This window comes from Chryseobacterium flavum (assembly GCF_003385595.1).
Classification (GTDB): Bacteria; Bacteroidota; Bacteroidia; order Flavobacteriales; family Weeksellaceae; genus Chryseobacterium; species Chryseobacterium flavum.
The window spans coordinates 132,414-153,637 of sequence record NZ_QNUE01000008.1; the positions used below are offsets into that span (position 1 = coordinate 132,414).

The window sequence follows — 21,224 nt, forward strand, 5'->3', positions numbered from 1 at the left end:
TCAGGAAGTTTTTAAATAAAATTTAACAGATTTATTCAAGCAGAATAATATTTATATGAAGTCAAAAGCGTTATTTAACTGGAGCAGTGGAAAAGATTCTGCATTTGCCCTTTACAAAATATTACGGGAGGAAAAGTATGACATTTCAGCTTTACTCACCAGTATTAATAAAGAATTTCAAAGGATTTCCATGCATGGGGTTCATGTTTCACTGTTAGAAAAACAAACTGAAAATCTAGGGATTCCATTAATTAAAATGGAGCTTCCAAAGGAACCTTCAATGGAAGAATATCGGCAAATCATGACTAAAACAATGACCGGAATTCAGGCTAAAGGAGTCACCTACTCTATTTTTGGGGATATTTTTCTGGAAGACCTGCGAAAATACCGTGAAGATCAATTAAATGCGATCGGTATGAAAGCCGTTTTTCCACTCTGGAAACACAATACTTCGGAACTCATCCATGAATTTTTAGACCTTGGTTTTAAAACTATTGTAACCTGTGTTAACGGATCTTACCTTGATAAAAGTTTTGCAGGGCGAATTATTGATCAGAAATTTATTGATGACCTCCCTGAAAACGTAGACCCATGCGGAGAAAACGGAGAGTTTCACACCTTTACTTTTGACGGGCCAATTTTCAAAAAGCCGGTTCAGTTTGAAATAGGGGAAACGGTCAAAAAAACTTACCCTAAACCAAAAACAACTTCTGAAGAGCAAGATGAAGAATATGTTTTCTGGTTCTGTGATCTGTTATTAAGATAGGTCTTTCTTCAGTAAACTTCAGATATTCTATACTTCATAATTGATGATACATTTAATATCCATGTTTAATCCTTTCATTAAAAAATCATTTATAATTAAATTGGTCCATAGCTGTCTTAGCACATAATTTGCATCCCTTAATGCTTTTTTAGATATTTTAGTATCTTTAAGAGTATATTCATCATTTAAAAATACAACACCTGTGATAAAAAATTTAGTATTCCTGTCTTTTTTCTGTTTTTTATTTTCCTGTACAACTGAAGCTCCGAAAGTTCGTCCTGTTAATAAAAAAGAAATTATTGATTCTACCATTACTGCTTTTCAGAAAACACTTTTAGAACAACAGATTGATTCCACTTTAAAAGAATATCATTTCAACGGAAGTATTGCCGTTTTCAAAGATTCTTTACCTCTTTACAGAAGAGAAAACGGATATTCTGATTTCAAAAGAAAAACTAAAATTGACAGTAATACCATATTTGCCATAGGATCTGTGAGCAAGCAATTCACTGCCGCTATGATCTTACTGCAAATGGAGCAGGGAAAACTTAACGTCACAGATAAAGCTTCAAAGTATCTCAAAGAATTCCAGATCAAAGAATATGAAAACATAACAATTCATCAGTTATTAAACCATACATCAGGTTTAAACATGCTGGGTGGAAAGCTGATGTTTAAAAGCGGCTCTGATTTTTTCTATTCCAACGATGGATTCAACACCCTTGGGAAGATTGTAGAAAAAGTCTCCGGAAAATCCTATGATGATAATGTTATGGAGCTCTTTAAGAAAGCCGGAATGATTCACTCTTCGACAGGAGATATTTTTAAGGGGACTAATTTTGCCAGCGCATATCTGGGCAATGAAAATGAGGTACATGAAGTACCGGACATGCCAAAAAGACTGGGAAGTAAAGATATAGGTATTCCTGCGGGTGGGATATTATCTACTATAGAAGATCTTCATCACTGGAACAATGCTCTTTATGGAGGAAAAATATTAAAACCTGAAACCCTTAAGCTGTTTATGGCACAAAGTGCTGAAAGGCACCATGCCATTTTTGGGAAAATGGGATATGCTTACGGGATCATGTTGAATATCGGAAAGCCAAACGCCTATTTTCACAGCGGATATGTAAAAGGCTCTCCTTCTCTGAATATCTATTATCCTGAAACCAGAACTTCTGTAATTATCCTTTCTAATATTGCGGATGAAGAAAAAGGAAAAAGTGCAACTTTCAAAACTCACAAAGAAGTAAAAAAGATTACAGACAACCTTGAGAATACACTCATACGGCTCATGAAGAAAAATTAAGTATATTTATTCTTCTGATTAATAGTATGAAAAAATTATATTTCATAGCTGTCTATCCTCCCGGGGAGACCATTCAAGAAGTTAAGGTTTTCAAAAAAGATCTTGCAGAACATTATGATAATTCCAAGGCATTAAAAAATGATGCCCATATCACGCTCTTTCCCCCTTTCTCCAGAGAAGTGGAACTGGAAAATGATATCCTTACTGCTTTTCAGAAAATTGATACTCAAATCTCTCCTTTTGAAGTGGAGTTGAATGGATTCGGGAGCTTTCCCAATCCTAAAAATCCTGTACTCTTTATCCGTCCGGAACCTAATCCTGATCTTAAAAATCTTTATCTGAGAGTGAGACAACAATTTAATTTTATGCCATACTCATTCAATCCTCATATGACTATAGGGCATAGGGATCTTACATGGAATAATTATCTTAAGGCCTGGGAAAAATACAAAGAGAAGCATTATAAAACTAAATTTATAGTTAATAAAATCTTACTTCTTCGTCATAATGGAAAATGGGAACCAATCGCTGAAAAAACTTTAATAGATAAAGAAAGCCGGCTTTAGCAGCCGGCTCCTGGACTTTTATTCCTTTATTATTTTTTGAGAAATAATCAGCTGACCACTTTCTTTCACATTGAGCAGATATGAGCCTGCGGGTATATTTTTACTGCTCACAAACAGGGTTGACGGATCTTTTAATACAGTTCGTACAGAAATTAACCTTCCTGAAGTGTCATACATTTCAATTTTAACATCTTTTGAAAAATCCTGCTTCCCCCGGATATAAAATTCTCCATCGGTTGGATTGGGATAGATACTGAACTTTCTTTCCTCAGCTTTTACACTGGAAACCCTGAGTGTTGATTTGCTTAAAGTCCATACAATATTTGTAAAATGAAGGGTACTGTGATTGTCTACTTTTAAAAGTGGATTATTATCCGTTACAGAAAAGAGTAAAGTATTACTTCCACTATTCAGCTGAGATGGTGTTATGGTTAATGTATTACTTGTTGCGCTGAGTGTTGTACCATTTAGCTTCCAGGTATTGACCAGGGTATTAGGAATGGGTAATATTTCATTAACCGTGAAAGTAATATTGCCATTAGCGCTGAGTGCTGCGTTATTTGCAGGAGTATAAGAATCCACAGGAGATACCAGTGAATGGATTCTCTCAATAATCGCTTCTTTACAAACAGAACAGAATTGTTGATTGAGATACCTCATCTCACAACTCTGATGAGGTCTGAACCACGTGGGACTTTCGGCGTGCGGATAAACTCCTATTCCATTAAGCCCTACCCAGTTTTTCCATTTTACAGTAGAAGGATTTGAGGTTTTTGTTTTATTGGGAGATTCAAGAGATCCTGAAAACCAATATTCATCAGCTAATTTACCAAACGAATGCCCAAGTTCATGAACAACAATTTCATTGGCTGAGCTGTTGGTTGAAGCGAAAGCATAAGCTCCTCCACATCCACCATATTCAGGTGAATTTCCCAGAACATAAGTGATATCATAATCCGGAACATTTGCTGCCAGAACCTGCCCTACTTTATTTGTACTGTTACTGTAGATACACCTGTGGACGTTCACATCAAAGGTAGATCCCAGATAATTGTTAGGATTGGTAACCGGAATTACAGGCTCCGCAACATCTGTAGCTGTTCCCGGATGCTTTACTCCCGATTCTGCAGAAATTACTTTAACAGCATACGCATTAAAATAATTCTTATATTCTTTATAGGGGCTTTTGGTAAAAAGATAATTTACAGTCGTCTGTGCTGATGAAACAAATGAACTTTGTTGTGCTGAAGTAAATCCGTCTCCCAAAACGGCAATAATAATTCGTTTATCATTACTCCCACTCTGCAAAAGCGAAACTTTTTCAAATACCTGTCCGAAGCAATTGCTTCCGATAAGAATAGATAATATGATCTTTTTCATGATTATAGTTTTTGGGTGAATAATAGTATTACACCGGCTTCTGTAGCTTTTTCAATTTTTACAGCCCGGATATTTTCAGAATAAGAAAACCGCACACTAAATTCCGCCGCCTTCAGAGATGCTTTATGTCTGGATATTCCTTCTTTTTCATATACTTCCATCTCAGGATTCAAAGGATCTTTTAATAGCTGTTTTGCCATCTCTTTTCCATCTGCTGCTTCAATGGTAATAATAAAATCTCCCTGCTGAACATCGCTTCTGTCAAAAACAGGAGACTGCTTAAGTTTTCCTTCCGAAACTGTACTTTGCTGAAGATTGATTTTTTCATTTCCGGAACTATTCTTTTCTACTTTGAAAAACAGGTACATGATTCTGTCTCTTTTTTTCAGAATGTCTACCGATGCAGCATGTCCGAACAGAGCTAATCCTTTCTCTTTCTGCACACTATAAAACAGAAAGAAGGGAACAATGAATAAGTTGATTAAATTTTTCATGGATCATTTTTTATTAAAGTTAATAAAGATTTCAATACAAATCACTGTAATTTGAATTCTTTTTTTATCTGCAAAAGACTGAAGAAAGTTCTATCTTTGCTCCAATGATTTCAGAGAAAATAATTTTAGGTATTGACCCGGGAACAGCGATCATGGGGTTTGGACTTATTTCCGTTAAAAAGGGTAAAATGGAAATGATCTCTATCCATGAACTGATTTTAAAAAAATACCCTAATCACGAAACAAAGCTTAAATATATATTTGATAAAACACTAGCTTTAATTGATGAGTTCCACCCTGATGAGGTAGCCCTGGAAGCTCCTTTCTATGGGAAGAATGTTCAAAGTATGCTTAAATTAGGCCGTGCACAGGGTGTTGCTATGGCAGCCAGTCTTTACAGAAATATTCCTATTACGGAATATTCTCCCAAAAAGATCAAAATGGCTATTACCGGAAATGGAAATGCCAGTAAAGAACAGGTAGCAGGAATGCTCCAGAATCTTTTAAAGTTGAAAGAATTTCCCACAAAATATTTAGATGCCTCCGATGGGCTTGCTGTTGCAGTATGCCATCATTTTAATTCGGGAACTATAGCGGATACTAAGTCATATTCCGGGTGGGAAAGCTTCTTGAAACAGAATCCTGATCGTTTGAAATAGTTATATCTTCTTTTAAAGTTATTTACTTAAACCTTGCATCTCTGACTACAACTTTAAGATAATAAATTGTATAAAATAAACTTTTTCCTTTAAATTATTTTTTTTAAAGTATTAAATAAAAGGCAATCAGAATCATAAAATTCACCTTTACTTGGTAAAACATAATACTATCTTTTGCATTGGTATGATTTTTAGTACTACATTTGTATAAATTTTCAGTCATGAAAGCAAACCAACAAACTATAAATCAAGCGAATCATAAAATAAACTGGTTCCAAAAGTTTCTTATGATATGTTCCGGCGGGAATATTCATATCCTGAGAAAAACACCAAGCGAATGGAATAAATTTTCAGGCATTGGTGGCATCGTACTTTTCACAGCTGTATTCGCAACCCTTTCCGCAGGGTATGCTATGTATACTGTATTTGATAACATCTGGGCTGCAGTAGGCTTCGGCATCCTCTGGGGATTAATGATCTTCAATCTTGACCGTTATATTGTTTCATCCATAAAAAAAACAGGGACATGGGGAAATCAGATCCTTATGGCAATTCCCCGTTTGATCCTTGCAACATTTTTAGGGATTATTATTTCAAAGCCCCTGGAACTTAAAATTTTTGAAAAAGAAGTAAACAAACAGTTAAATACAATCATTCAGAGAAATAAAAAGCAGCTTCAGGGAGAAATGAACGGAAGGATTCTTCAGCAAAGCGGACCTTTTGAGACAGAAAAAAAACAAATTTCAGAAAAGATCGCACAGTATCAAAAAGCTTATGATTCAGCTTCTGTGGAGCTTGAAAAAGAAATTTTAGGGAAACAGTCCGGCCTTACGAGTGGTAAAGAAGGGTTCGGCCCTAACGCAAAGCGTAAACAGGAATTAAAAGAACAACGCAGGCTGGATCTCGAAAATTACCAAAAACAGGCAGCACCCAGGCTGGAATATTTAGATAAAGAGATTTCCAAAGTATATACAAATCTCGAAACCGAAAGAAAATCCACAGAGACTCTTGAAGATAAGTTCAATGGGTTTGCAGCAAGATTACAGGCTCTTGATGAACTAGGCAAAAATTCAGCAATTATCGGGCTGGCTGCAGCATTTATCATGGGATTATTTATCTGCCTTGAGATTTCACCTGTTCTTGTAAAACTAATTTCCCATGTTGGCCCGTATGATTATCTTTTAGAAAAGACAGAAAACGATTTCAGGTTGTATTCCAGAGAAAAAATTGAAAAAGGAAATGCACTTACTGATTTCCGGATCGATGATTTCAAAGATAATTTAAAAAATTAGTATTTTTCTCGAATGATTATTGATAAAGAAGAAAACCGGATTGTAAGCCTTTCTTAAAAAGAGTTTACTAAGATTATGATGACCCGATGAAACATATTCAGTCTGTTATCTGATGCCTGAGATCCTGAGTAAAAAAGGGAGCATGCTGCCTAAAGAACTATGATATTGCAGCTAAACATCAGTTAAAGGTAAGCATAAAAGAAAAGGGACTCTTCATATTACCGGTTATCACCGTATCCTTCACCTTTAAGAAAGTAAAGCTATATTTCTATACCTTTTAAGGGAACATTTTTTGCATGGGTTCTAATATGCCTTCAAGTGTTGTCAATCATTATATTTATTTTCCTGAAACTGAAGTATTAAGAATTATATATCAGTCGGGAGCTGTTTATGATTATTTTAAGGTTTCTCCGGATGTTGTTGAAAAGTTTGGAAAAGCCAGATCTAAAGGCACTTTTTTAAATAAGGTCATCAAACCAAAATTCAAGTATCTTAGAATTAGCTGAAAGTAAAAAAGCCTTCAAAAGTAAATCTTTTAAAGGCTTTTTTATTTGAACAATATTAACTTTTACAAAGAATAGTTCGGAGCTTCCTGTGTAATAATCACATCGTGCGGGTGAGATTCTTTCAATCCGCTTCCGGTGATCATAACCAGTTTAGAATCCTGCTGTAAAGCCTCAATATCTTTAGCTCCACAATATCCCATACCTGCTCTCAGACCTCCTGTTAACTGGAATATTACATCTTCCAGTTTGCCTTTGTGGGGCACTCTACCTTCAATGCCTTCCGGAACGAATTTCTTTGCCTCACTCTGGAAATATCTTTCTTTTCCTCCTCTCTTCATTGCAGAAAGACTTCCCATCCCCTGATAGGATTTAAATTTTCTTCCCTGGAAGATAATCTCTTCCCCTGGTGCTTCATCTGTTCCTGCTAAAAGTGAACCAAGCATTACAGCTCCTGCTCCGCTTGCAATAGCTTTCACGATATCTCCTGAAAGCTTAATCCCACCATCAGCAATTACCGTTACATTCTGTGACTGGGCATATTCATATACATTATATATAGCGGATAACTGAGGAACACCAACTCCGGCAACCACTCTGGTTGTACAGATAGATCCTGGTCCAACTCCTACTTTAAGGACATTGGCTCCTGCAGCAATCAGATCTTTGGCAGCTTCAGCGGTAACAATATTTCCTCCCACGATATCCAGATCCGGATATGCTTTTCTGATTTCTGAAATTTTATCCAGCACTCCTTTAGAGTGGCCATGTGCGGAATCAATTGCTACAATATCTACTCCCGCCTGTACCAGAGCTTCTATTCTGTCAAGGGTATCTTCTCCTACCCCTACACCTGCACCTACAATAAGACGGCCGTTTCCATCTTTATTCGCATTAGGATATTCCAGCTGGTTATCAATATCTTTGATTGTAATCAACCCAACAAGTTTATTATCCTTATCTACGATAGGCAATTTTTCTACTCTGTTTTTAAGAAGAATTTCTTTTGCTTTTTCAAGGTTGGTATCTTTATCCGAAGTGATCAGGTTTTCTTTTGTCATGATCTCTTCTACCTTCATATCAAGATTTTCCTGATATTTAACATCTCTGTTTGTTATGATTCCGATTAAAACATTATCAGCATCTACAACCGGAAGCCCTGAAATTTTAAATTTCGCCATCATTTCTTTAGCCTGTCCTAAAGTATGATCTTTTGAAAGAGTAACAGGATCAGAGATCATTCCGTTTTCAGAACGCTTTACCCTGTTTACCTGAGCTGCCTGCTCAGCAATCGGCATGTTTTTATGAATAAAGCCTAAACCTCCTACTCTTGCCAAAGCAATTGCCAGGTCAGCTTCAGTAACTGTGTCCATCGCAGCAGAAACTATCGGAACATTCAGCGTGATTTTGTCGGTAAGTCTTGATTTTAATGAAACCTGATTAGGTAAAACTTCTGAATAAGAAGGGACTAGAAGCACGTCATCGAAAGTGATGGCTGTCTCTACAATTTTGTTATGAATAGACATCTTTACTTTCTTTGCAAAATTAGGCTATTTTGATGAGATATGAAAATCATTTTTAATAGTTTAAATAAAATTTAATAATCCATAATGTAAATCAAAAAAACCATCTCATTTATTAAAGATGGTTTTAAGTACAAAATAATTAGTATGTAGAAACTACTTGATATAATTTTTTCTATTTAGCCGGATTACCGTTTTCATCCAAGTTCTCAATATGGGTCTGATTGTTTTTGTCAACATATAATTTTAATCTTACTCTACCCTTGGTATCACGGATAAAAACTCCGACATCGCCGTCAGCAGTTTTGCCTGCAAAGAAACGCTCGTTTGTCAGCTTACCTTCTTCTCTGAGTTTTGCATAGGCTTTTTTACTGGCAACAGGATCATTCAATTTTTTTAATGAATCTTCAAATCTGATAATTTCTTCCAATGGAAAATCATCCGGCCGGTCCCAAAGCTTTAAACCATAGACTCTTTTTTTATCTTTACCAGATCCCTCAAAATATTGCAACTGCATAATCTGATCTGTATTTCTCTGATCTACAGAATATACCATTCCTGATTCTTTTTCATTCGCATCATATATAAGACCACCACATTCATCCCCCAATGAATTAAAGAAAATAAGTCCCGCTTCTCTTTCCCTTGGCATCATTTCCTTGTGATTAATCATTCCGGGATGCTGTCGCTCCTTATTGCTGATAACCATCTTTAAGGTTCCGTCTTTTTCAACAATGTTGATGCGCTCTACATCAATTTCCTTGAACCGTTCTTTGGAAGACTGATTTTTAAAAGCCAGAAAAAAGAACATACCACACAATACGGTAAGTGAAACAGCATAGATTTTAAGGATACGAACCTCTTTTATCAATTTTTCCATATGAAATATTGTGTTAATTACTTATCCGAAACAGAGTTGATTACTTTGGAAATATCATCCGTTGTAAAATTTCCTTTCACATCTACAAACACCAGTTCTTTACCGGAGTTTAAGGTAATCAAAAGATTTTTAATTGCATCTCCGTTTTGTTTTACCCGTATATTCACATGGTCTCCATCATGTTTTACAGAAGCCCAGTCTTCATATTGATGATCTCTTAAATATTGCGCATAATCTTTCAGCATTTCCTCACTTCCGTTTTCTACTGTAAGTACTTTTACTTTGGAAATTTTCCTGATCAGATTAATCACTTCTTCGCTTTCTCCGTCTTCTTTTAAGGCTTTCCTGATATACGGTTTTGCCACCATCATCGGTACATTGACACTCATAAATCTGGCACCATGGAAATCATATCCGGAATCTGAAAAGAAATCCATATTAGGTCTCTCCGAGACGATACAGGATTGAAGCATCCCTATCGTCAGGAATAAAAGGAAAATGTTTTTAAGAGTTTTCATGATGATTATGCTTTAGTCAATTGGTTTTAAAGTCCCTCCTGATGTTTTACTGATATTGGAATCTATTTCAGGTCTTCCCTTGTATCGTACCAGACCTCCTGAAGAAGCCCTTACCTTTAGCCTATCTGACACACTGACACTAAGATTTCCTCCGGAAGTAGCCTCTGTTTCCAGAGAATTCAGCTTCAAATCTTCTGCATTGCAAACCGCACCGCTGCTAATGTCGATTGTACCAGAAACAGCTTTTCCGCCCAAAGTCATACTGGAACCACTTGAACTTTTAACAGTGATATCTCTTGTATTGACACCTATCCTGAGATTCGATCCTGATGAAGCATTAATATCCGCTGTATTTGAAATTTTAAAATCACCATGTATATTAGAGCCGGAAGAAGCATCAATAGTCATATTATTTTCCTGAATGGTATTCACTACCGTAAAATTAGCACCTGAGGAAGTTTTAATATTATCCATCTTAGGAGAAGATACATTGACACTGATATTTTTGAACTTAAGGTTTTTTGTCCCTTTATTATCAACATATACCTTCAGTGTTCCATTCTCTACTTTGGTAATAATATACTGCAGTTTATCCGCATCAGCAATTACCTTTACATTGGTAGGATTTTCCTGCTTGAAAACAACATTTACACCGGTACTTACGTGAATTCCCGAGAAATCACCAACGTTCCTTGCTTCTCCGTTCAGATATGATGAATTATTTTCTGAGGTAATATTATTTCTGGTATTGGTAATAGGATTCTTTTTAGTATCGCTGGAGTTAATGATTTTATTAACATCATCCATAGAAAGTTTCCCATCCAGCATCACAAAGATACTTTCTCCACTTCCTCCGTCAATACTTAACAGCAGATCATCCAGCATTCCGTTCTTAGCTTCTGATGAAAGAAACTTCACCTTGGCTCCGGAATTATTCACAGACATAATTTCACTATAATTAAGGTTTTTAACATAGGAAGCCACATCCTTACTCAATTGTGACAGATTACTCTGAACCCTGCGTCCTTCAACAGTATTGATCTTTTCCGGATTTTCCGTAATCAGAATTTTTAATCCGTTAATTTTTGACAGTAAAGGTTTGATCTGATCCAGCTGTGAATCATCAATATTCAGACTGCTAAGCATTCCAAACATTGGTTTGGCAATTTTAATGGAGGTTACTCCCTCTACTTCCTGATATTTTTCAAAAAGCTGGTCGAATTTTTCCTTTTGCCCATACACATTGAAGAAATGGGAAAAAGCAAGTGCGAATATTATGAATAGTTTTTTCATGAGTCAATTTTTTTTAAATTAATGATAAATACACGTCTGGCGGCTAATAATCATCATCTACCACAGTAGGCTGCACTAATTTTTCACTAACGTTATTTGCAAATATCTGAAATGAATACTTAGTTACATTAATGGCTTCCTCTACATTATCAATTCTTTTACCGTTTACGATAACATAAGAATTCTCATATCCTGTAGAATCTTTTGATGTGCTGTTTTTAAAAGAAGAGTTATCCACATACCTTGGTTTTCTCTCTTTTTTAAGCCTCCCTCTTTTAGGCAGGATCTCATCAAGTACATCTTTTTCCGCCACTGAATTCTCCTGGAATATTGAATCCTTTTTAGCTCCGGAAATAGAATCGGTGTGGTTAACCACTATCTGTTCCTGATGGTCATTATTTTCCTTTATAAAATCAGACTTTTGTCTCAGGACTTCATCCTTTACCAGTTTTCCTGTACCTTCTACTCCCGGCTTCTGATAGGTATTGAATATCAGGCCTATGCTGAAAAGCAACAGAATTCCGGCTGCCATCCAGAACCATTTAGGAAAAGAAGGTTTGTTTTTTTCCAGAGGAATAACAGGAACAGCATTTTTTCCCTCTTCTTTATCTTCCGTCTGCTGAAGAAAATCTTCAAAGTTCCATTCCATACGTTCTTCCTTCATATCCCGGAAGATCTCGTTGTACTTATCTTGTAATTGATCTTTGTTCATAGCTCATCAGTTGTGAAATTTGTTCTTTAACTTTTTGTCTGGCCCGCATCAGGTTTACCCTTACTGCATTTTCCTCCATTTCCAGCATTTCAGATATCTCGGAAACTTCATATTCTTCTACATCTTTCAAATGGATGACCATTTTTTGTTTTTCAGGAAGCTGATTAATAAATCCTATAATATGTTCTTTAAGATTATCCACCTCCATGCTGTAAAGTTCCGAACGATGAAGCTGCATATCTGCAAAACCGATTTTTACATCGTGGTGCTTCAGCCGGTTCAGGCATTCATTCCTGACTGACTTCAACGCATAGGATTTAAAGTTACCAAACTGTTCAAGTTCATCCCGTTTTTGCCAGAACTTCATCATCAGGTCCTGCACTACATCTTCCGCTTCATCACTGCTCATGACGAATCTTTTCGCAAAACGATACATCTCGTCTTTGAGAATAAACACCGTATTCCTGAAAGTTTCTTGGGTCATGAGTTTTTGTTTCTTATAGGTAAGACAACAGTCATTGTCATTCCATTACATCGAAAATAAAAAAACTTCAAAAAAATTTTGAAGTTTTTTTATAATTATATTAATAGGTTTCAAAAATATGTTTCAGAATTGCCTTATCTTCATCCGCTAAAACCACTTTCCTTCTTGCCATTGCTCTTTCTGCAACTTCATAGACTTTATCAAGTCTGAACCTTTCATCATCTTTCAGTCCGCCCCAGGAAAAGTTTTCAACAAGATTTGGCGGAAAGCCCGGCTTGAATATGTTAGAGGCTACTCCTACCACTGTTCCGGTATTCAGCTGAGTATTGATTGCCGTCTTGGAATGATCCCCCATAATGAGGCCTGCAAACTGTAACCCTGTATCTTCAAAGGATTTTGTCCTGTAGTTCCAGAACTTTACGTGGGCATAATTATTCTTCATATTGGAAGAATTCGTATCTGCTCCGAAGTTACACCATTCCCCAATCACTGAGTTTCCGACAAAACCTTCATGCCCTTTGCTTGAGTATCCGAAAATAATGATATTATTTACTTCACCTCCTACTTTACAATGCGGGCCAATGGTAGTCGCACCATAAATCTTTGCTCCGAGATTGAACTTGGAATCATCACATAAGGCAATAGGGCCTCGAAGATGGCAGCCTTCCATAACTTCTGTATTTTTTCCAATATAGATTTTTCCTGTTCTGGTGTTCAATGTAGAAAACTCAATCTGTGCCCCTTCTTCAATGAACAGATCTTTTTTATCTCCTAAAAAGCCATTCGTTGAAGACAACTCCTGAGAAGTTCTTCCTTTTGTAAGAAGCTCAAAATCAAAATCAATAGCATGGTGATTGTAAGTAAACAGATCAGCCGGTTTTTTAAAGAAAATAAGCTCTTCTTTAATATCAGTCATTTTTTCAATCTGATGAAGAGAAAAATTTTCCATATTAATTCTGGCAGCCACCAATTCATCTTCATAAACAAGAGCCTCTCCTTTTTTAAGATCTTTGATCTGTTGAATCACCGTCTCTGTGGGTAAAAAATTGGAAACGAGAAAAAGGCTTTCTTTATCTTCCGGACTTTTAAATTTATCCTGCAGATAATTTTCCGTAAAATAGGAAACTTCGGTATTCTCCAGAATTTTCTGCCATCTTTCAGTGAAAGTAAGAATTCCGCATCGCATTGCAGCAACAGGCCGGGTAAATGTAAGAGGAAGGAAATCTTCCCAATATTGTGCGTCTGAAAAAACTATTTGCATTTTTTAGAAGTTAAGATTAAAGTTAGAAACAGAACCGGTTCATGTCATCCCATAACTTACAGCTCTGAATTCTATCCAGAACAAAAATACAAAAACATAGGAGAAATCAGAAGTTGCAGATCAGAAATCAAAAACATACTTATATTAAATTAAATATGTTGCCATACAAAGTTCCTCTTTTCAATTTCAATAAAAAAAGTCTTCCAAAAGATTGGAAGACTTCAATATTTTTAGTTTCAAAAAATTACTTAGCGAATTTTTTGTATTTGTTCATAAATTTATCAACTCTACCTGCAGTGTCAACTAATTTCACTTTACCAGTGTAGAAAGGGTGAGAAGTTGAAGAGATTTCCATTTTGATCAAAGGATACTCCTGTCCTTCATACTCGATAGTGTCTTTTGTTTCTGCAGTAGACTTGCAAAGAAACACCTCGTCGTTACTCATATCTTTGAAAACAACAAGTCTATAATTTTCTGGGTGAATTCCGTTTTTCATAATACAATTTTTAAAAAATTAAAGTTTGCTTTCGAAATAGTAATGGATATTTCTCTGCTAATTTTAGGTTGCAAAAGTACAACATTTTTTCAAATATACAAATACCGGATTCAATATTTTTTTAATGATAAGAAATTCAAAGTATTTTCGTTAAATTTGAAACCTACTTAAACATTAATTTCGATGAAATTCAAATTATTACTGGCTTTTTCTTTTTGGGCGCTGCTTGTTGCGGTATCATGTAATAAGGATGATATTACTTTTGATGCACCTTCCCAGGAATTGCGTTTTTCCACTGATACAGTATTTTGTGATACAGTGTATCATCAAGTTCGCTCAGAAACATACGTTGTAAAAGTGTATAATAATGAGGATAAGGACATCATGATTCCGAGAGTGAATCTTGAAAAAGGGGCATCTTCATTATACAGGATCAATGTAGACGGGAAGCCGGGATATGATTTTAAAGATGTGCCTTTACGAAAAAAAGACAGCCTTTATATTTTCGTTGAAATAGCACCTGAAGCTTCAGGACTTGAAGCGATAGCTGAAGACCGGGTTGTTTTTACGGGACCTGCAGGACAACAGCATGTAACTTTGTTCTCTGTCGTTCAGGATGCTGAGTTTTTTATTCAGACCCCAACCAATCCGAATGTGATTGCCAGTCATACAACCTGGGATAACAATAAAGCGAAAATTATTCTGGGTGACCTTACCATCAATCCTAATATAATACTAAACGTAGAACAGGGAACCAAAGTCTATTTTCATAAAAACAGTGGAATGAAAGTGTCTTCCGGAGCAACATTAAATATTAACGGTGCCCAGGACCAACAGGTGATACTTCGTGGGGACCGGAATGATGCCGATCATGATACGCTTCCCAAAAACTGGAATTCCATCAGAATGGAAGCAAACTCTACTCTTAATATGAACCATGCCAGACTTTTTGGTGGAACAAGGGGACTTGAAATGAAACAGACCAACGCTACGATTAAAAATTCCTTCATCCATACATTCTTTGAATATGGGATTTACGCAGTAGGCTCTACAGTAAACGCCAGCAATCTGGTTATGAATAACTGTGGTTTATCATGTATCGGAATTTTCAGAGGTGGGAACCATAGCTATACCCATGCTACTATCGCTAACTATTCCAGAACAATGAGCGCTATGGACCGGACAGGAATTTTTGCGACCAATGAATGGAAAAACGATGCGGGGCAAACAGAACAGGGAGCCTTGCAGCAGCTTAGTATAAAAAATTCAATTGTATATTCCGACAGGGATAATTCAGTTCAGTTTGAGCAGACTCCGGGTCAGCAATTTGAATTCCTGATTCAAAACTGTCTGCTGAAATATTCTGAAACCTCAGAAGCAGGCTTCCCTTTCGATAATAATGCCAACGTCTTACAAAGCATCAAGAATGAAGATCCGCAGTTTGTCAATTACTTTATGGCTAAAATGAACTTACGGGTGAAAACTACTTCTCCTGCCAGAGGGAAGGGAAATGTCACAGTAGCCGGAACAGTTCCTTTTGATATAGTAAATGTATCCAGAACTGCCAACCCTACTCTTGGAGCTTATCAATAAATATGGAAATAACCCATCTACAACAGCAGGTCGATGAATGGATAAAAACCATCGGCGTACGATATTTTAATGAGCTTACCAATATGGCCATGCTGACTGAGGAAGTCGGTGAAGTAGCCAGAATCATTGCCAGAAGATATGGTGAGCAAAGTGAAAAAGAAAGTGATAAAAGCAAAGATCTTGGTGAAGAACTGGCTGATGTACTTTTCGTAACATTATGCCTGGCCAATCAAACCGGAGTAAATCTCCAGGATGCTTTTGACAAAAAGATGAAGATTAAAACCGATCGCGATAAGGATCGTCATCAGAATAATGAAAAATTAAAATAAGAGAATATTCCATATAGCGGATTATGTTTAATCCGCTATATGAGCAACCTCTTAAATATGAAGAAATAATGAAGCTAGAAAAATCAAAATTAACAGGAAACCAGACAGTACAGATCAGCGGTTCGAAAAGTATTTCGAATCGTTTATTGATTCTGGAAAGTTTATTTAAAAATATTAATATCGGGAACCTGTCCAATTCTCAGGATACTCAGTTGTTAAAGAAAGCACTATCTGAGAATACCGGGATAGTGGATATCCATCATGCAGGAACGGCTATGCGTTTCCTTACGTCCTATTATTCAATTATGGAAGGTAAAACAACCATTCTTACCGGATCAGGGCGGATGAAAGAAAGACCGATCAAAAACCTGGTCAGTGCGTTAAAGGATCTAGGGGCTGAGATTGAGTATCTGGAAAATGAGGGGTATCCGCCTTTAAAGATTACCGGAAAGAAAATTACCCAAACTCAGGTTAATGTTCCTGCTAATATTTCAAGTCAGTTCATCACTTCTTTACTCCTGATTGCCGGAAAACTGGAAAACGGACTGGAGATCCACCTTGTAGGAGAGGTTACATCAAGATCATATATTGAAATGACTCTGGATATTTTGACCAGATTTGGAATCAAAAATAATTTTGAAGGGAATATCATTAAAGTAGAGCCCTACCAAATAAAAAACACTTCAGAAGCGGTACATTACGAAGTAGAAAGTGACTGGAGTTCGGCATCTTACTTTTATTCGATCTGTGCCTTAGGAAGAGAAACCATCCATCTGAAAAGCTTTTACAGAAAGTCTACCCAGGGAGATTCCACTATCGCTAAGATTTATCAGGACTTTTTTGGAATTACAACAACCTATCATGAAGAGGAGCATAAAATTACTTTAGAACCTCAACAGAATTTTTCGTTCCCGGAAAAAATTGTACTGGACATGAATGATTGCCCCGATATTGCACAAACTCTTTGTGTAACAGCAGCAGCCCTTAAAATTCCTTTTGAAATTTCAGGTCTGGGGACTTTAAGAGTTAAAGAAACCGACAGGCTTCTGGCTTTATATAATGAATTGAAAAAGCTGGGGACCGAAACCGAAATTACGGATCTGACTATTAAATCCATCAGTTTCGGGAAACCGGAAGATTATATTTCTATCAGAACGTACCAGGACCACAGGATGGCCATGAGCTTTGCGCCATACTGTCTGATCGGCGAGCTTCATATTGAAGATGAGGATGTAGTTGAGAAGTCTTATCCTATGTTTTGGAAAGATCTCGCAGACATACTTACAAAATGATTCAAAAGTAAAATTCAGATTTGAAAATAGTTCCTGTTTTCAAATCTGTTATTTAGAAGAATCAGTGTCGATAGAAAAGAGGATACAGGATTATAACTTCAATAAAGCATGAGAACCTTCTTTTTTCTTATTTCTTCATTATCAATTACATTTTCCAATGCCCAGGACTTAAAAGCCTTTTCTGTTCCTGAAGGCTATGCAAAGATCACAGAATCTAAAGGAGATCTGGATAAAGATGGGAACGATGAAATTGTTATGATATTCAATACTACTCAAAGAGTGTCTGAGAATAAAGAGTACCCTAAAGACAAAGACTATAAAAGGGTTCTTTATATCCTGAAAAATGAAAATGGCAACCTTAAAATCTGGAAAGAAAACGCTGTTCTTCTTTTATCCAGCGGGACAGGCTTTTACCCGGAAGACAATATTCCGGAAATTAAGATAAAAAGTAATGTCTTGATCATCAGCCAACATTTCTTTACCAATTCAAGGCATACCCAAAACTACAGACACAGTTTCAGGTTTCAAAAAGGAGATTTTTATTTAATAGGATCTTATGATAATTTTGAAGATACCTGTAGTTTCAGCTTTCTACGGGAAATTAATTTTTCTACCGGAAAAGTAATTATTAATAAAGACTTTTCATCATGTGATGACGAAGTGAAAATCCCTGAAAATGTTCATAAAGAATTTACTCATACATTCAATGCTCTCATTAAGATGAATGATTTTCAAATTGGAAAAAACAGGTTTAAGATCCCCGGCTCCAATGAATATTTTATTTTTTAAACGAAGATCAAGAAATTGCATTTTTATATTCTGTTCAATGCTTAGCCTTTACCACAAGTTAATTTTAGTTTAAAATTAAATTAACTCCTCATAGCTTGACATATTCTTATTTTTATAATATATCAATATTCAAGAACAATATGAGACATTTAGTAAAAATTACCCTCAGCATTGCAATTGCTGCCCTATTTTCTTCCTGCACAGAAAGTATCACAGAAAGGGATATTCATGAAGCCGGATCTGTATCTGCACAAAAATCAAATTACAGAACTTCTTTAGCTCCGGTTGAAATGGTCAGCTGGATGTCTGGTCTTCAGGATAACATTTCAATTTCAAGGATATCCATTCCCGGAAGCCATGACTCAGGGGCAACCATAGAAGTGCCTTCAAACAGCGGAACAGCAAAAACCCAAAATCTTACCATTAGTGAACAACTGAATGCAGGAGTTCGGTTCCTGGATATCCGATGCAGGCATATTGATAATTCTTTCGCCATCCATCATGGCCCTATTTATCAAAATCTGAACTTTGATGATGTACTGAATGCCTGTTATTCTTTCCTTGAAAGTCATCCGTCAGAAACTATTATCATGTCTGTAAAGGAAGAATATAATGCCTCAAACACTTCCAGAAGTTTTGAAAAAACTTTTGATTCTTATGTGCAGAAAAATCCGTCAAAATGGGATCTTGGAACCAATATTCCTACTTTGGGAACTATAAGGGGAAAGATCAGGCTGTTAAGAAGGTTTCCTGCTGAAACAGCCAAAGGAATTAACGCTACGGCATGGGCAGACAACACAACTTTTGAAATCAACAATGCAGAGGCACAAATGAAAATCCAGGATTATTACAAGGTTACTAATAATGATGATAAATGGACTGCAATTTCCAGTATTTTCAATGAAGCAAAAGCCAATACGGGGAACAGGCTTTTCATCAACTTTACAAGCGGTTACAAGCCCCTGCTATTCGGAATTCCAAGTATTCCAACTGTTTCCAACAGCATTAACCCGAAACTAACAACATTTTTCCAGACCAATACACAGGGAACTTACGGAACTGTGCCAATTGATTTTGTAAATGCTGAGATATCTGCGCTGATCGTAAACACAAATTTCTAAACCGTTCGGAAGTTTGTTATACCCTAACAAAACATCGAATATCAGATCAGAAATAACAAAGGCTGTCTTTTTTATGACAGCCTTTTAAATACATCAAAATCAATTTATAGGTTACCTGATACCATAAGCGGCAAGTATCTTTTTAAAAATCTCCGTGTTTTCAAAGAATCCTGTAAATTCTTTTGAATTTGGGCCATATGCAAATACGCTTGAAGGAATTGATGTATGATCATTCGTGCTGAAATGACCAAATACCCAGCCTTCTTTAAGACTTCCGTCCAGAAGGGTCAAACCTCCTGTTTCATGATCTCCCACCACAATGACCAGTGTCTCCTTATTTTCATCTGCAAATTTCATGGCTTTTCCTACTACATGATCAAAGTCCAGAAGTTCAGTTACAAGTTGTTCAAGATTGTTGCTGTGACCTCCTCCATCTGTCTGTGAAGCTTCCACCATCATAAAAAAGCCTTTGTTATTATCTTTCAGATGATTTAAAGTAAAGTCAAATGCTTCAGAAAGCCAATTTCCTCTCCCATTTGTTATCCTTTGAGAAGCTAAAGGATCAATAACCAAGGTACGGTTGTTTATGGTACGAACAGACTCCAGGTCCTGGTATACGTCAATTTTGGCCTGCTTAAAATTCTGCAGATTCTTTTGAGATAAACCACTTGTAGGGCCGCCAATCAAAATTTTAGTCTTGGAAGCTGCAAAATCTTTCAGAATTGTTTCCGAACTGTTTCTGTTATCAGAATGTGCATAAAAGTCTGCCGGGGTAGCATCGGTGACATCCCCTGTAGAGATCAGTCCTGAAACCAGCCCTTTTTCAGCAATAATATCCGGAATCTGAGCCAGAGCTTTTCCCATATGATCTACTCCTACAAAGGTATTTTTGGTTTTCTCCCCCGTTGCAAAGGCTGTTGATCCCGGAGCGGAGTCTGTTACATAAGCATTATACGAGTTCGTATTGGATAATCCGGTCGCTTTCATATTAAACACATTCAGTTTTCCTTTATTGGCTGTAAATGCAGCGTAATATTGTGGTAAAGAAGTTCCGTCAGGAATCAGGAGAATTACATTTTTAACTTTTTTTGCAGTTCCGTCTGATGCATAAGTGGGGGTGTATGTACTGTATTCCTTTGTATTCTTATAAAAATTTCGGGGAATATTATTCATAAACTTTTTAAGATCAGGGATATGATCCGTATTGATGTAATCTACTCCGATATCCATAAGGTTTACCCATGCATTCGGGAAGTCAGGTGCTCCATAAAATCGTATCGGTTTCTCTCTTGCATGAGATTTTTCCACCATCTTTCTTATTTTATCTGTCTCCTCATCCCTTGGAATTCCTTTTCCGTTCCATTTGACAAGCTCGGGAAGGTTTGCACTGAACATTCCTACTCTTTTCAACTGCTCATCGGTATAGCTTTTATCAGGATCGCCATCAAAAGACAGGTAATCAGGATAATTTTTAAAATCATCCGGTTGTGGTCTTTCTCCCGTAATGACAATCCTGACTCCCGGATTCCCGGTAATTTCAGGATATTTTTTTAATGTAGTAACTAATGTACTTAAAGCTGTTTTATAATCCTGCTTAACATCAATAAGCAACTGAAGTTTTTTCTTTAGATCCGGATAAACATTTCCTTTATTCAGTTTAATCTGTTTCGAGATCGGATCCAGATAAAGGTTTTCCAGTGTTCTGCACGCAGACAGCTCTTTTTCAGTATGAGCCACCCACAATTTTCCTTTTACCGGAAAAACATCTGCTTCTATAGAACCAAAACCTGCATAATACGCCTGCCAGAAAGGAACTTCCTGCATATAATCATTATGTGAATGTGCATTTCCCACATTATACTTCAGATAATTCTGTGCCTGGTTTTCAGAGAAAAAGGCCATGGCCAGAAGTGTCAAAATTTTTGATAGTTTCATAATACTGTGAAAAAACCATATCATCA

22 protein-coding genes are annotated in these 21,224 nt (G+C 36.4%); 11 read left to right on the forward strand and 11 right to left on the reverse strand.

Features of this window, described 5'->3' with window-relative positions; translation table 11 throughout:
* Positions 1 to 55 precede the first annotated feature (55 nt).
* The 3 genes from DRF59_RS12015 (at position 56) to DRF59_RS12030 (ending at position 2,644) form a co-directional block, all read left to right on the forward strand.
* Complete coding sequence (locus DRF59_RS12015; protein ID WP_115960150.1) at positions 56 to 766, forward strand: Dph6-related ATP pyrophosphatase; 711 nt, start codon at positions 56 to 58, stop codon at positions 764 to 766.
* Positions 767 to 968: 202 nt separating this feature from the next.
* Positions 969 to 2,078, forward strand: a complete 1,110-nt coding sequence (locus tag DRF59_RS12025; RefSeq protein WP_115960153.1) for a serine hydrolase domain-containing protein — start codon at positions 969 to 971, stop codon at positions 2,076 to 2,078.
* A gap of 26 nt (positions 2,079 to 2,104) precedes the next feature.
* A complete protein-coding gene (locus DRF59_RS12030; protein WP_115960156.1) occupies positions 2,105 to 2,644 on the forward strand; it encodes a 2'-5' RNA ligase family protein in 540 nt (179 codons plus the stop codon).
* A gap of 18 nt (positions 2,645 to 2,662) precedes the next feature.
* Here the strand turns inward: DRF59_RS12030 and DRF59_RS12035 are convergent, their stop codons facing one another.
* Both DRF59_RS12035 and DRF59_RS12040 read right to left on the reverse strand, forming a co-directional pair.
* Positions 2,663 to 4,024 carry a M64 family metallopeptidase gene (locus DRF59_RS12035; RefSeq protein WP_115960159.1) on the reverse strand — a complete coding sequence of 454 codons (1,362 nt, stop codon included), beginning with the start codon at positions 4,022 to 4,024 and terminating at the stop codon, positions 2,663 to 2,665.
* 2 nt (positions 4,025 to 4,026) lie between these two features.
* Complete coding sequence (locus tag DRF59_RS12040; RefSeq protein WP_115960162.1) at positions 4,027 to 4,518, reverse strand: hypothetical protein; 492 nt, start codon at positions 4,516 to 4,518, stop codon at positions 4,027 to 4,029.
* 104 nt (positions 4,519 to 4,622) lie between these two features.
* Between DRF59_RS12040 and ruvC the strand changes: the two genes are divergently transcribed.
* The 3 genes from ruvC to DRF59_RS12055 all read left to right on the forward strand — a co-directional run bounded on the left by ruvC (position 4,623) and on the right by DRF59_RS12055 (position 6,975).
* Complete coding sequence (gene ruvC, locus DRF59_RS12045; RefSeq protein ID WP_115960165.1) at positions 4,623 to 5,177, forward strand: crossover junction endodeoxyribonuclease RuvC; 555 nt, start codon at positions 4,623 to 4,625, stop codon at positions 5,175 to 5,177.
* 221 nt (positions 5,178 to 5,398) lie between these two features.
* Positions 5,399 to 6,469, forward strand: a complete 1,071-nt coding sequence (locus DRF59_RS12050; protein WP_115960168.1) for a DUF4407 domain-containing protein — start codon at positions 5,399 to 5,401, stop codon at positions 6,467 to 6,469.
* A gap of 296 nt (positions 6,470 to 6,765) precedes the next feature.
* Positions 6,766 to 6,975, forward strand: a complete 210-nt coding sequence (locus DRF59_RS12055) for a KTSC domain-containing protein (protein ID WP_241505575.1) — start codon at positions 6,766 to 6,768, stop codon at positions 6,973 to 6,975.
* Between the two features lie 62 nt (positions 6,976 to 7,037).
* Here the strand turns inward: DRF59_RS12055 and guaB are convergent, their stop codons facing one another.
* The 8 genes from guaB to DRF59_RS12095 form a co-directional block, all read right to left on the reverse strand.
* Entirely contained in the window at positions 7,038 to 8,498 is a 1,461-nt protein-coding gene (gene guaB / locus DRF59_RS12060) for an IMP dehydrogenase (RefSeq protein WP_115960174.1), read from the reverse strand.
* Between the two features lie 172 nt (positions 8,499 to 8,670).
* Positions 8,671 to 9,375: a hypothetical protein gene (locus DRF59_RS12065; protein ID WP_115960177.1), complete on the reverse strand. Its 705-nt coding sequence runs from the start codon at positions 9,373 to 9,375 to the stop codon at positions 8,671 to 8,673.
* A 17-nt stretch (positions 9,376 to 9,392) separates the two neighbouring features.
* Positions 9,393 to 9,893, reverse strand: a complete 501-nt coding sequence (locus DRF59_RS12070) for a DUF4252 domain-containing protein (RefSeq protein ID WP_115960180.1) — start codon at positions 9,891 to 9,893, stop codon at positions 9,393 to 9,395.
* 12 nt (positions 9,894 to 9,905) lie between these two features.
* Positions 9,906 to 11,186 (reverse strand): DUF4252 domain-containing protein, encoded by a 1,281-nt coding sequence (locus DRF59_RS12075; RefSeq protein WP_115960183.1) that lies wholly within the window; start codon positions 11,184 to 11,186, stop codon positions 9,906 to 9,908.
* 43 nt (positions 11,187 to 11,229) lie between these two features.
* On the reverse strand, positions 11,230 to 11,898 hold the full coding sequence (locus DRF59_RS12080; protein ID WP_115960186.1) for a hypothetical protein: 669 nt from the start codon (positions 11,896 to 11,898) through the stop codon (positions 11,230 to 11,232).
* Positions 11,873 to 12,382: an RNA polymerase sigma factor gene (locus tag DRF59_RS12085; RefSeq protein ID WP_115960189.1), complete on the reverse strand. Its 510-nt coding sequence runs from the start codon at positions 12,380 to 12,382 to the stop codon at positions 11,873 to 11,875. The genes DRF59_RS12080 and DRF59_RS12085 overlap by 26 nt, the downstream gene beginning before the upstream one ends.
* A gap of 100 nt (positions 12,383 to 12,482) precedes the next feature.
* A complete protein-coding gene (locus tag DRF59_RS12090; protein ID WP_115960192.1) occupies positions 12,483 to 13,643 on the reverse strand; it encodes a GlmU family protein in 1,161 nt (386 codons plus the stop codon).
* A gap of 244 nt (positions 13,644 to 13,887) precedes the next feature.
* Positions 13,888 to 14,139: a type B 50S ribosomal protein L31 gene (locus tag DRF59_RS12095; protein WP_002976190.1), complete on the reverse strand. Its 252-nt coding sequence runs from the start codon at positions 14,137 to 14,139 to the stop codon at positions 13,888 to 13,890.
* Positions 14,140 to 14,322: 183 nt separating this feature from the next.
* On the opposite strand from DRF59_RS12095, the gene DRF59_RS12100 reads away from it, so the two are divergent.
* The 5 genes from DRF59_RS12100 to DRF59_RS12120 all read left to right on the forward strand — a co-directional run bounded on the left by DRF59_RS12100 (position 14,323) and on the right by DRF59_RS12120 (position 19,263).
* Positions 14,323 to 15,732, forward strand: a complete 1,410-nt coding sequence (locus tag DRF59_RS12100) for a hypothetical protein (protein WP_115960195.1) — start codon at positions 14,323 to 14,325, stop codon at positions 15,730 to 15,732.
* A gap of 2 nt (positions 15,733 to 15,734) precedes the next feature.
* A complete protein-coding gene (locus DRF59_RS12105) occupies positions 15,735 to 16,061 on the forward strand; it encodes a nucleotide pyrophosphohydrolase (protein ID WP_115960198.1) in 327 nt (108 codons plus the stop codon).
* Between the two features lie 68 nt (positions 16,062 to 16,129).
* Positions 16,130 to 17,353, forward strand: coding sequence for a 3-phosphoshikimate 1-carboxyvinyltransferase (locus DRF59_RS12110; RefSeq protein ID WP_115960257.1), 1,224 nt, complete (start codon positions 16,130 to 16,132; stop codon positions 17,351 to 17,353).
* A gap of 108 nt (positions 17,354 to 17,461) precedes the next feature.
* Positions 17,462 to 18,142: a hypothetical protein gene (locus DRF59_RS12115; protein ID WP_115960201.1), complete on the forward strand. Its 681-nt coding sequence runs from the start codon at positions 17,462 to 17,464 to the stop codon at positions 18,140 to 18,142.
* A 140-nt stretch (positions 18,143 to 18,282) separates the two neighbouring features.
* On the forward strand, positions 18,283 to 19,263 hold the full coding sequence (locus tag DRF59_RS12120) for a phosphatidylinositol-specific phospholipase C (RefSeq protein WP_115960204.1): 981 nt from the start codon (positions 18,283 to 18,285) through the stop codon (positions 19,261 to 19,263).
* Between the two features lie 111 nt (positions 19,264 to 19,374).
* On the opposite strand, the gene DRF59_RS12125 is transcribed toward DRF59_RS12120, so the two are convergent.
* Positions 19,375 to 21,198 carry an alkaline phosphatase gene (locus tag DRF59_RS12125; protein WP_115960207.1) on the reverse strand — a complete coding sequence of 608 codons (1,824 nt, stop codon included), beginning with the start codon at positions 21,196 to 21,198 and terminating at the stop codon, positions 19,375 to 19,377.
* Positions 21,199 to 21,224 lie beyond the last annotated feature (26 nt).

What these genes read in the sequence shown, in the direction of transcription:
- DRF59_RS12015 (WP_115960150.1), top strand. Translation starts at nt 56, where the DNA reads ATGAAGTCAAAAGCGTTATTTAACTGGAGCAGTGGAAAAGATTCTGCA.
- DRF59_RS12030 (WP_115960156.1), top strand. Translation starts at nt 2,105, where the DNA reads ATGAAAAAATTATATTTCATAGCTGTCTATCCTCCCGGGGAGACCATT.
- DRF59_RS12035 (WP_115960159.1), bottom strand. Translation starts at nt 4,024, where the DNA reads ATGAAAAAGATCATATTATCTATTCTTATCGGAAGCAATTGCTTCGGA.
- DRF59_RS12040 (WP_115960162.1), bottom strand. Translation starts at nt 4,518, where the DNA reads ATGAAAAATTTAATCAACTTATTCATTGTTCCCTTCTTTCTGTTTTAT.
- ruvC (WP_115960165.1), top strand. Translation starts at nt 4,623, where the DNA reads ATGATTTCAGAGAAAATAATTTTAGGTATTGACCCGGGAACAGCGATC.
- DRF59_RS12050 (WP_115960168.1), top strand. Translation starts at nt 5,399, where the DNA reads ATGAAAGCAAACCAACAAACTATAAATCAAGCGAATCATAAAATAAAC.
- DRF59_RS12055 (WP_241505575.1), top strand. Translation starts at nt 6,766, where the DNA reads ATGGGTTCTAATATGCCTTCAAGTGTTGTCAATCATTATATTTATTTT.
- guaB (WP_115960174.1), bottom strand. Translation starts at nt 8,498, where the DNA reads ATGTCTATTCATAACAAAATTGTAGAGACAGCCATCACTTTCGATGAC.
- DRF59_RS12065 (WP_115960177.1), bottom strand. Translation starts at nt 9,375, where the DNA reads ATGGAAAAATTGATAAAAGAGGTTCGTATCCTTAAAATCTATGCTGTT.
- DRF59_RS12070 (WP_115960180.1), bottom strand. Translation starts at nt 9,893, where the DNA reads ATGAAAACTCTTAAAAACATTTTCCTTTTATTCCTGACGATAGGGATG.
- DRF59_RS12075 (WP_115960183.1), bottom strand. Translation starts at nt 11,186, where the DNA reads ATGAAAAAACTATTCATAATATTCGCACTTGCTTTTTCCCATTTCTTC.
- DRF59_RS12080 (WP_115960186.1), bottom strand. Translation starts at nt 11,898, where the DNA reads ATGAACAAAGATCAATTACAAGATAAGTACAACGAGATCTTCCGGGAT.
- DRF59_RS12085 (WP_115960189.1), bottom strand. Translation starts at nt 12,382, where the DNA reads ATGACCCAAGAAACTTTCAGGAATACGGTGTTTATTCTCAAAGACGAG.
- DRF59_RS12090 (WP_115960192.1), bottom strand. Translation starts at nt 13,643, where the DNA reads ATGCAAATAGTTTTTTCAGACGCACAATATTGGGAAGATTTCCTTCCT.
- DRF59_RS12095 (WP_002976190.1), bottom strand. Translation starts at nt 14,139, where the DNA reads ATGAAAAACGGAATTCACCCAGAAAATTATAGACTTGTTGTTTTCAAA.
- DRF59_RS12100 (WP_115960195.1), top strand. Translation starts at nt 14,323, where the DNA reads ATGAAATTCAAATTATTACTGGCTTTTTCTTTTTGGGCGCTGCTTGTT.
- DRF59_RS12105 (WP_115960198.1), top strand. Translation starts at nt 15,735, where the DNA reads ATGGAAATAACCCATCTACAACAGCAGGTCGATGAATGGATAAAAACC.
- DRF59_RS12110 (WP_115960257.1), top strand. Translation starts at nt 16,130, where the DNA reads ATGAAGCTAGAAAAATCAAAATTAACAGGAAACCAGACAGTACAGATC.
- DRF59_RS12115 (WP_115960201.1), top strand. Translation starts at nt 17,462, where the DNA reads ATGAGAACCTTCTTTTTTCTTATTTCTTCATTATCAATTACATTTTCC.
- DRF59_RS12120 (WP_115960204.1), top strand. Translation starts at nt 18,283, where the DNA reads ATGAGACATTTAGTAAAAATTACCCTCAGCATTGCAATTGCTGCCCTA.
- DRF59_RS12125 (WP_115960207.1), bottom strand. Translation starts at nt 21,198, where the DNA reads ATGAAACTATCAAAAATTTTGACACTTCTGGCCATGGCCTTTTTCTCT.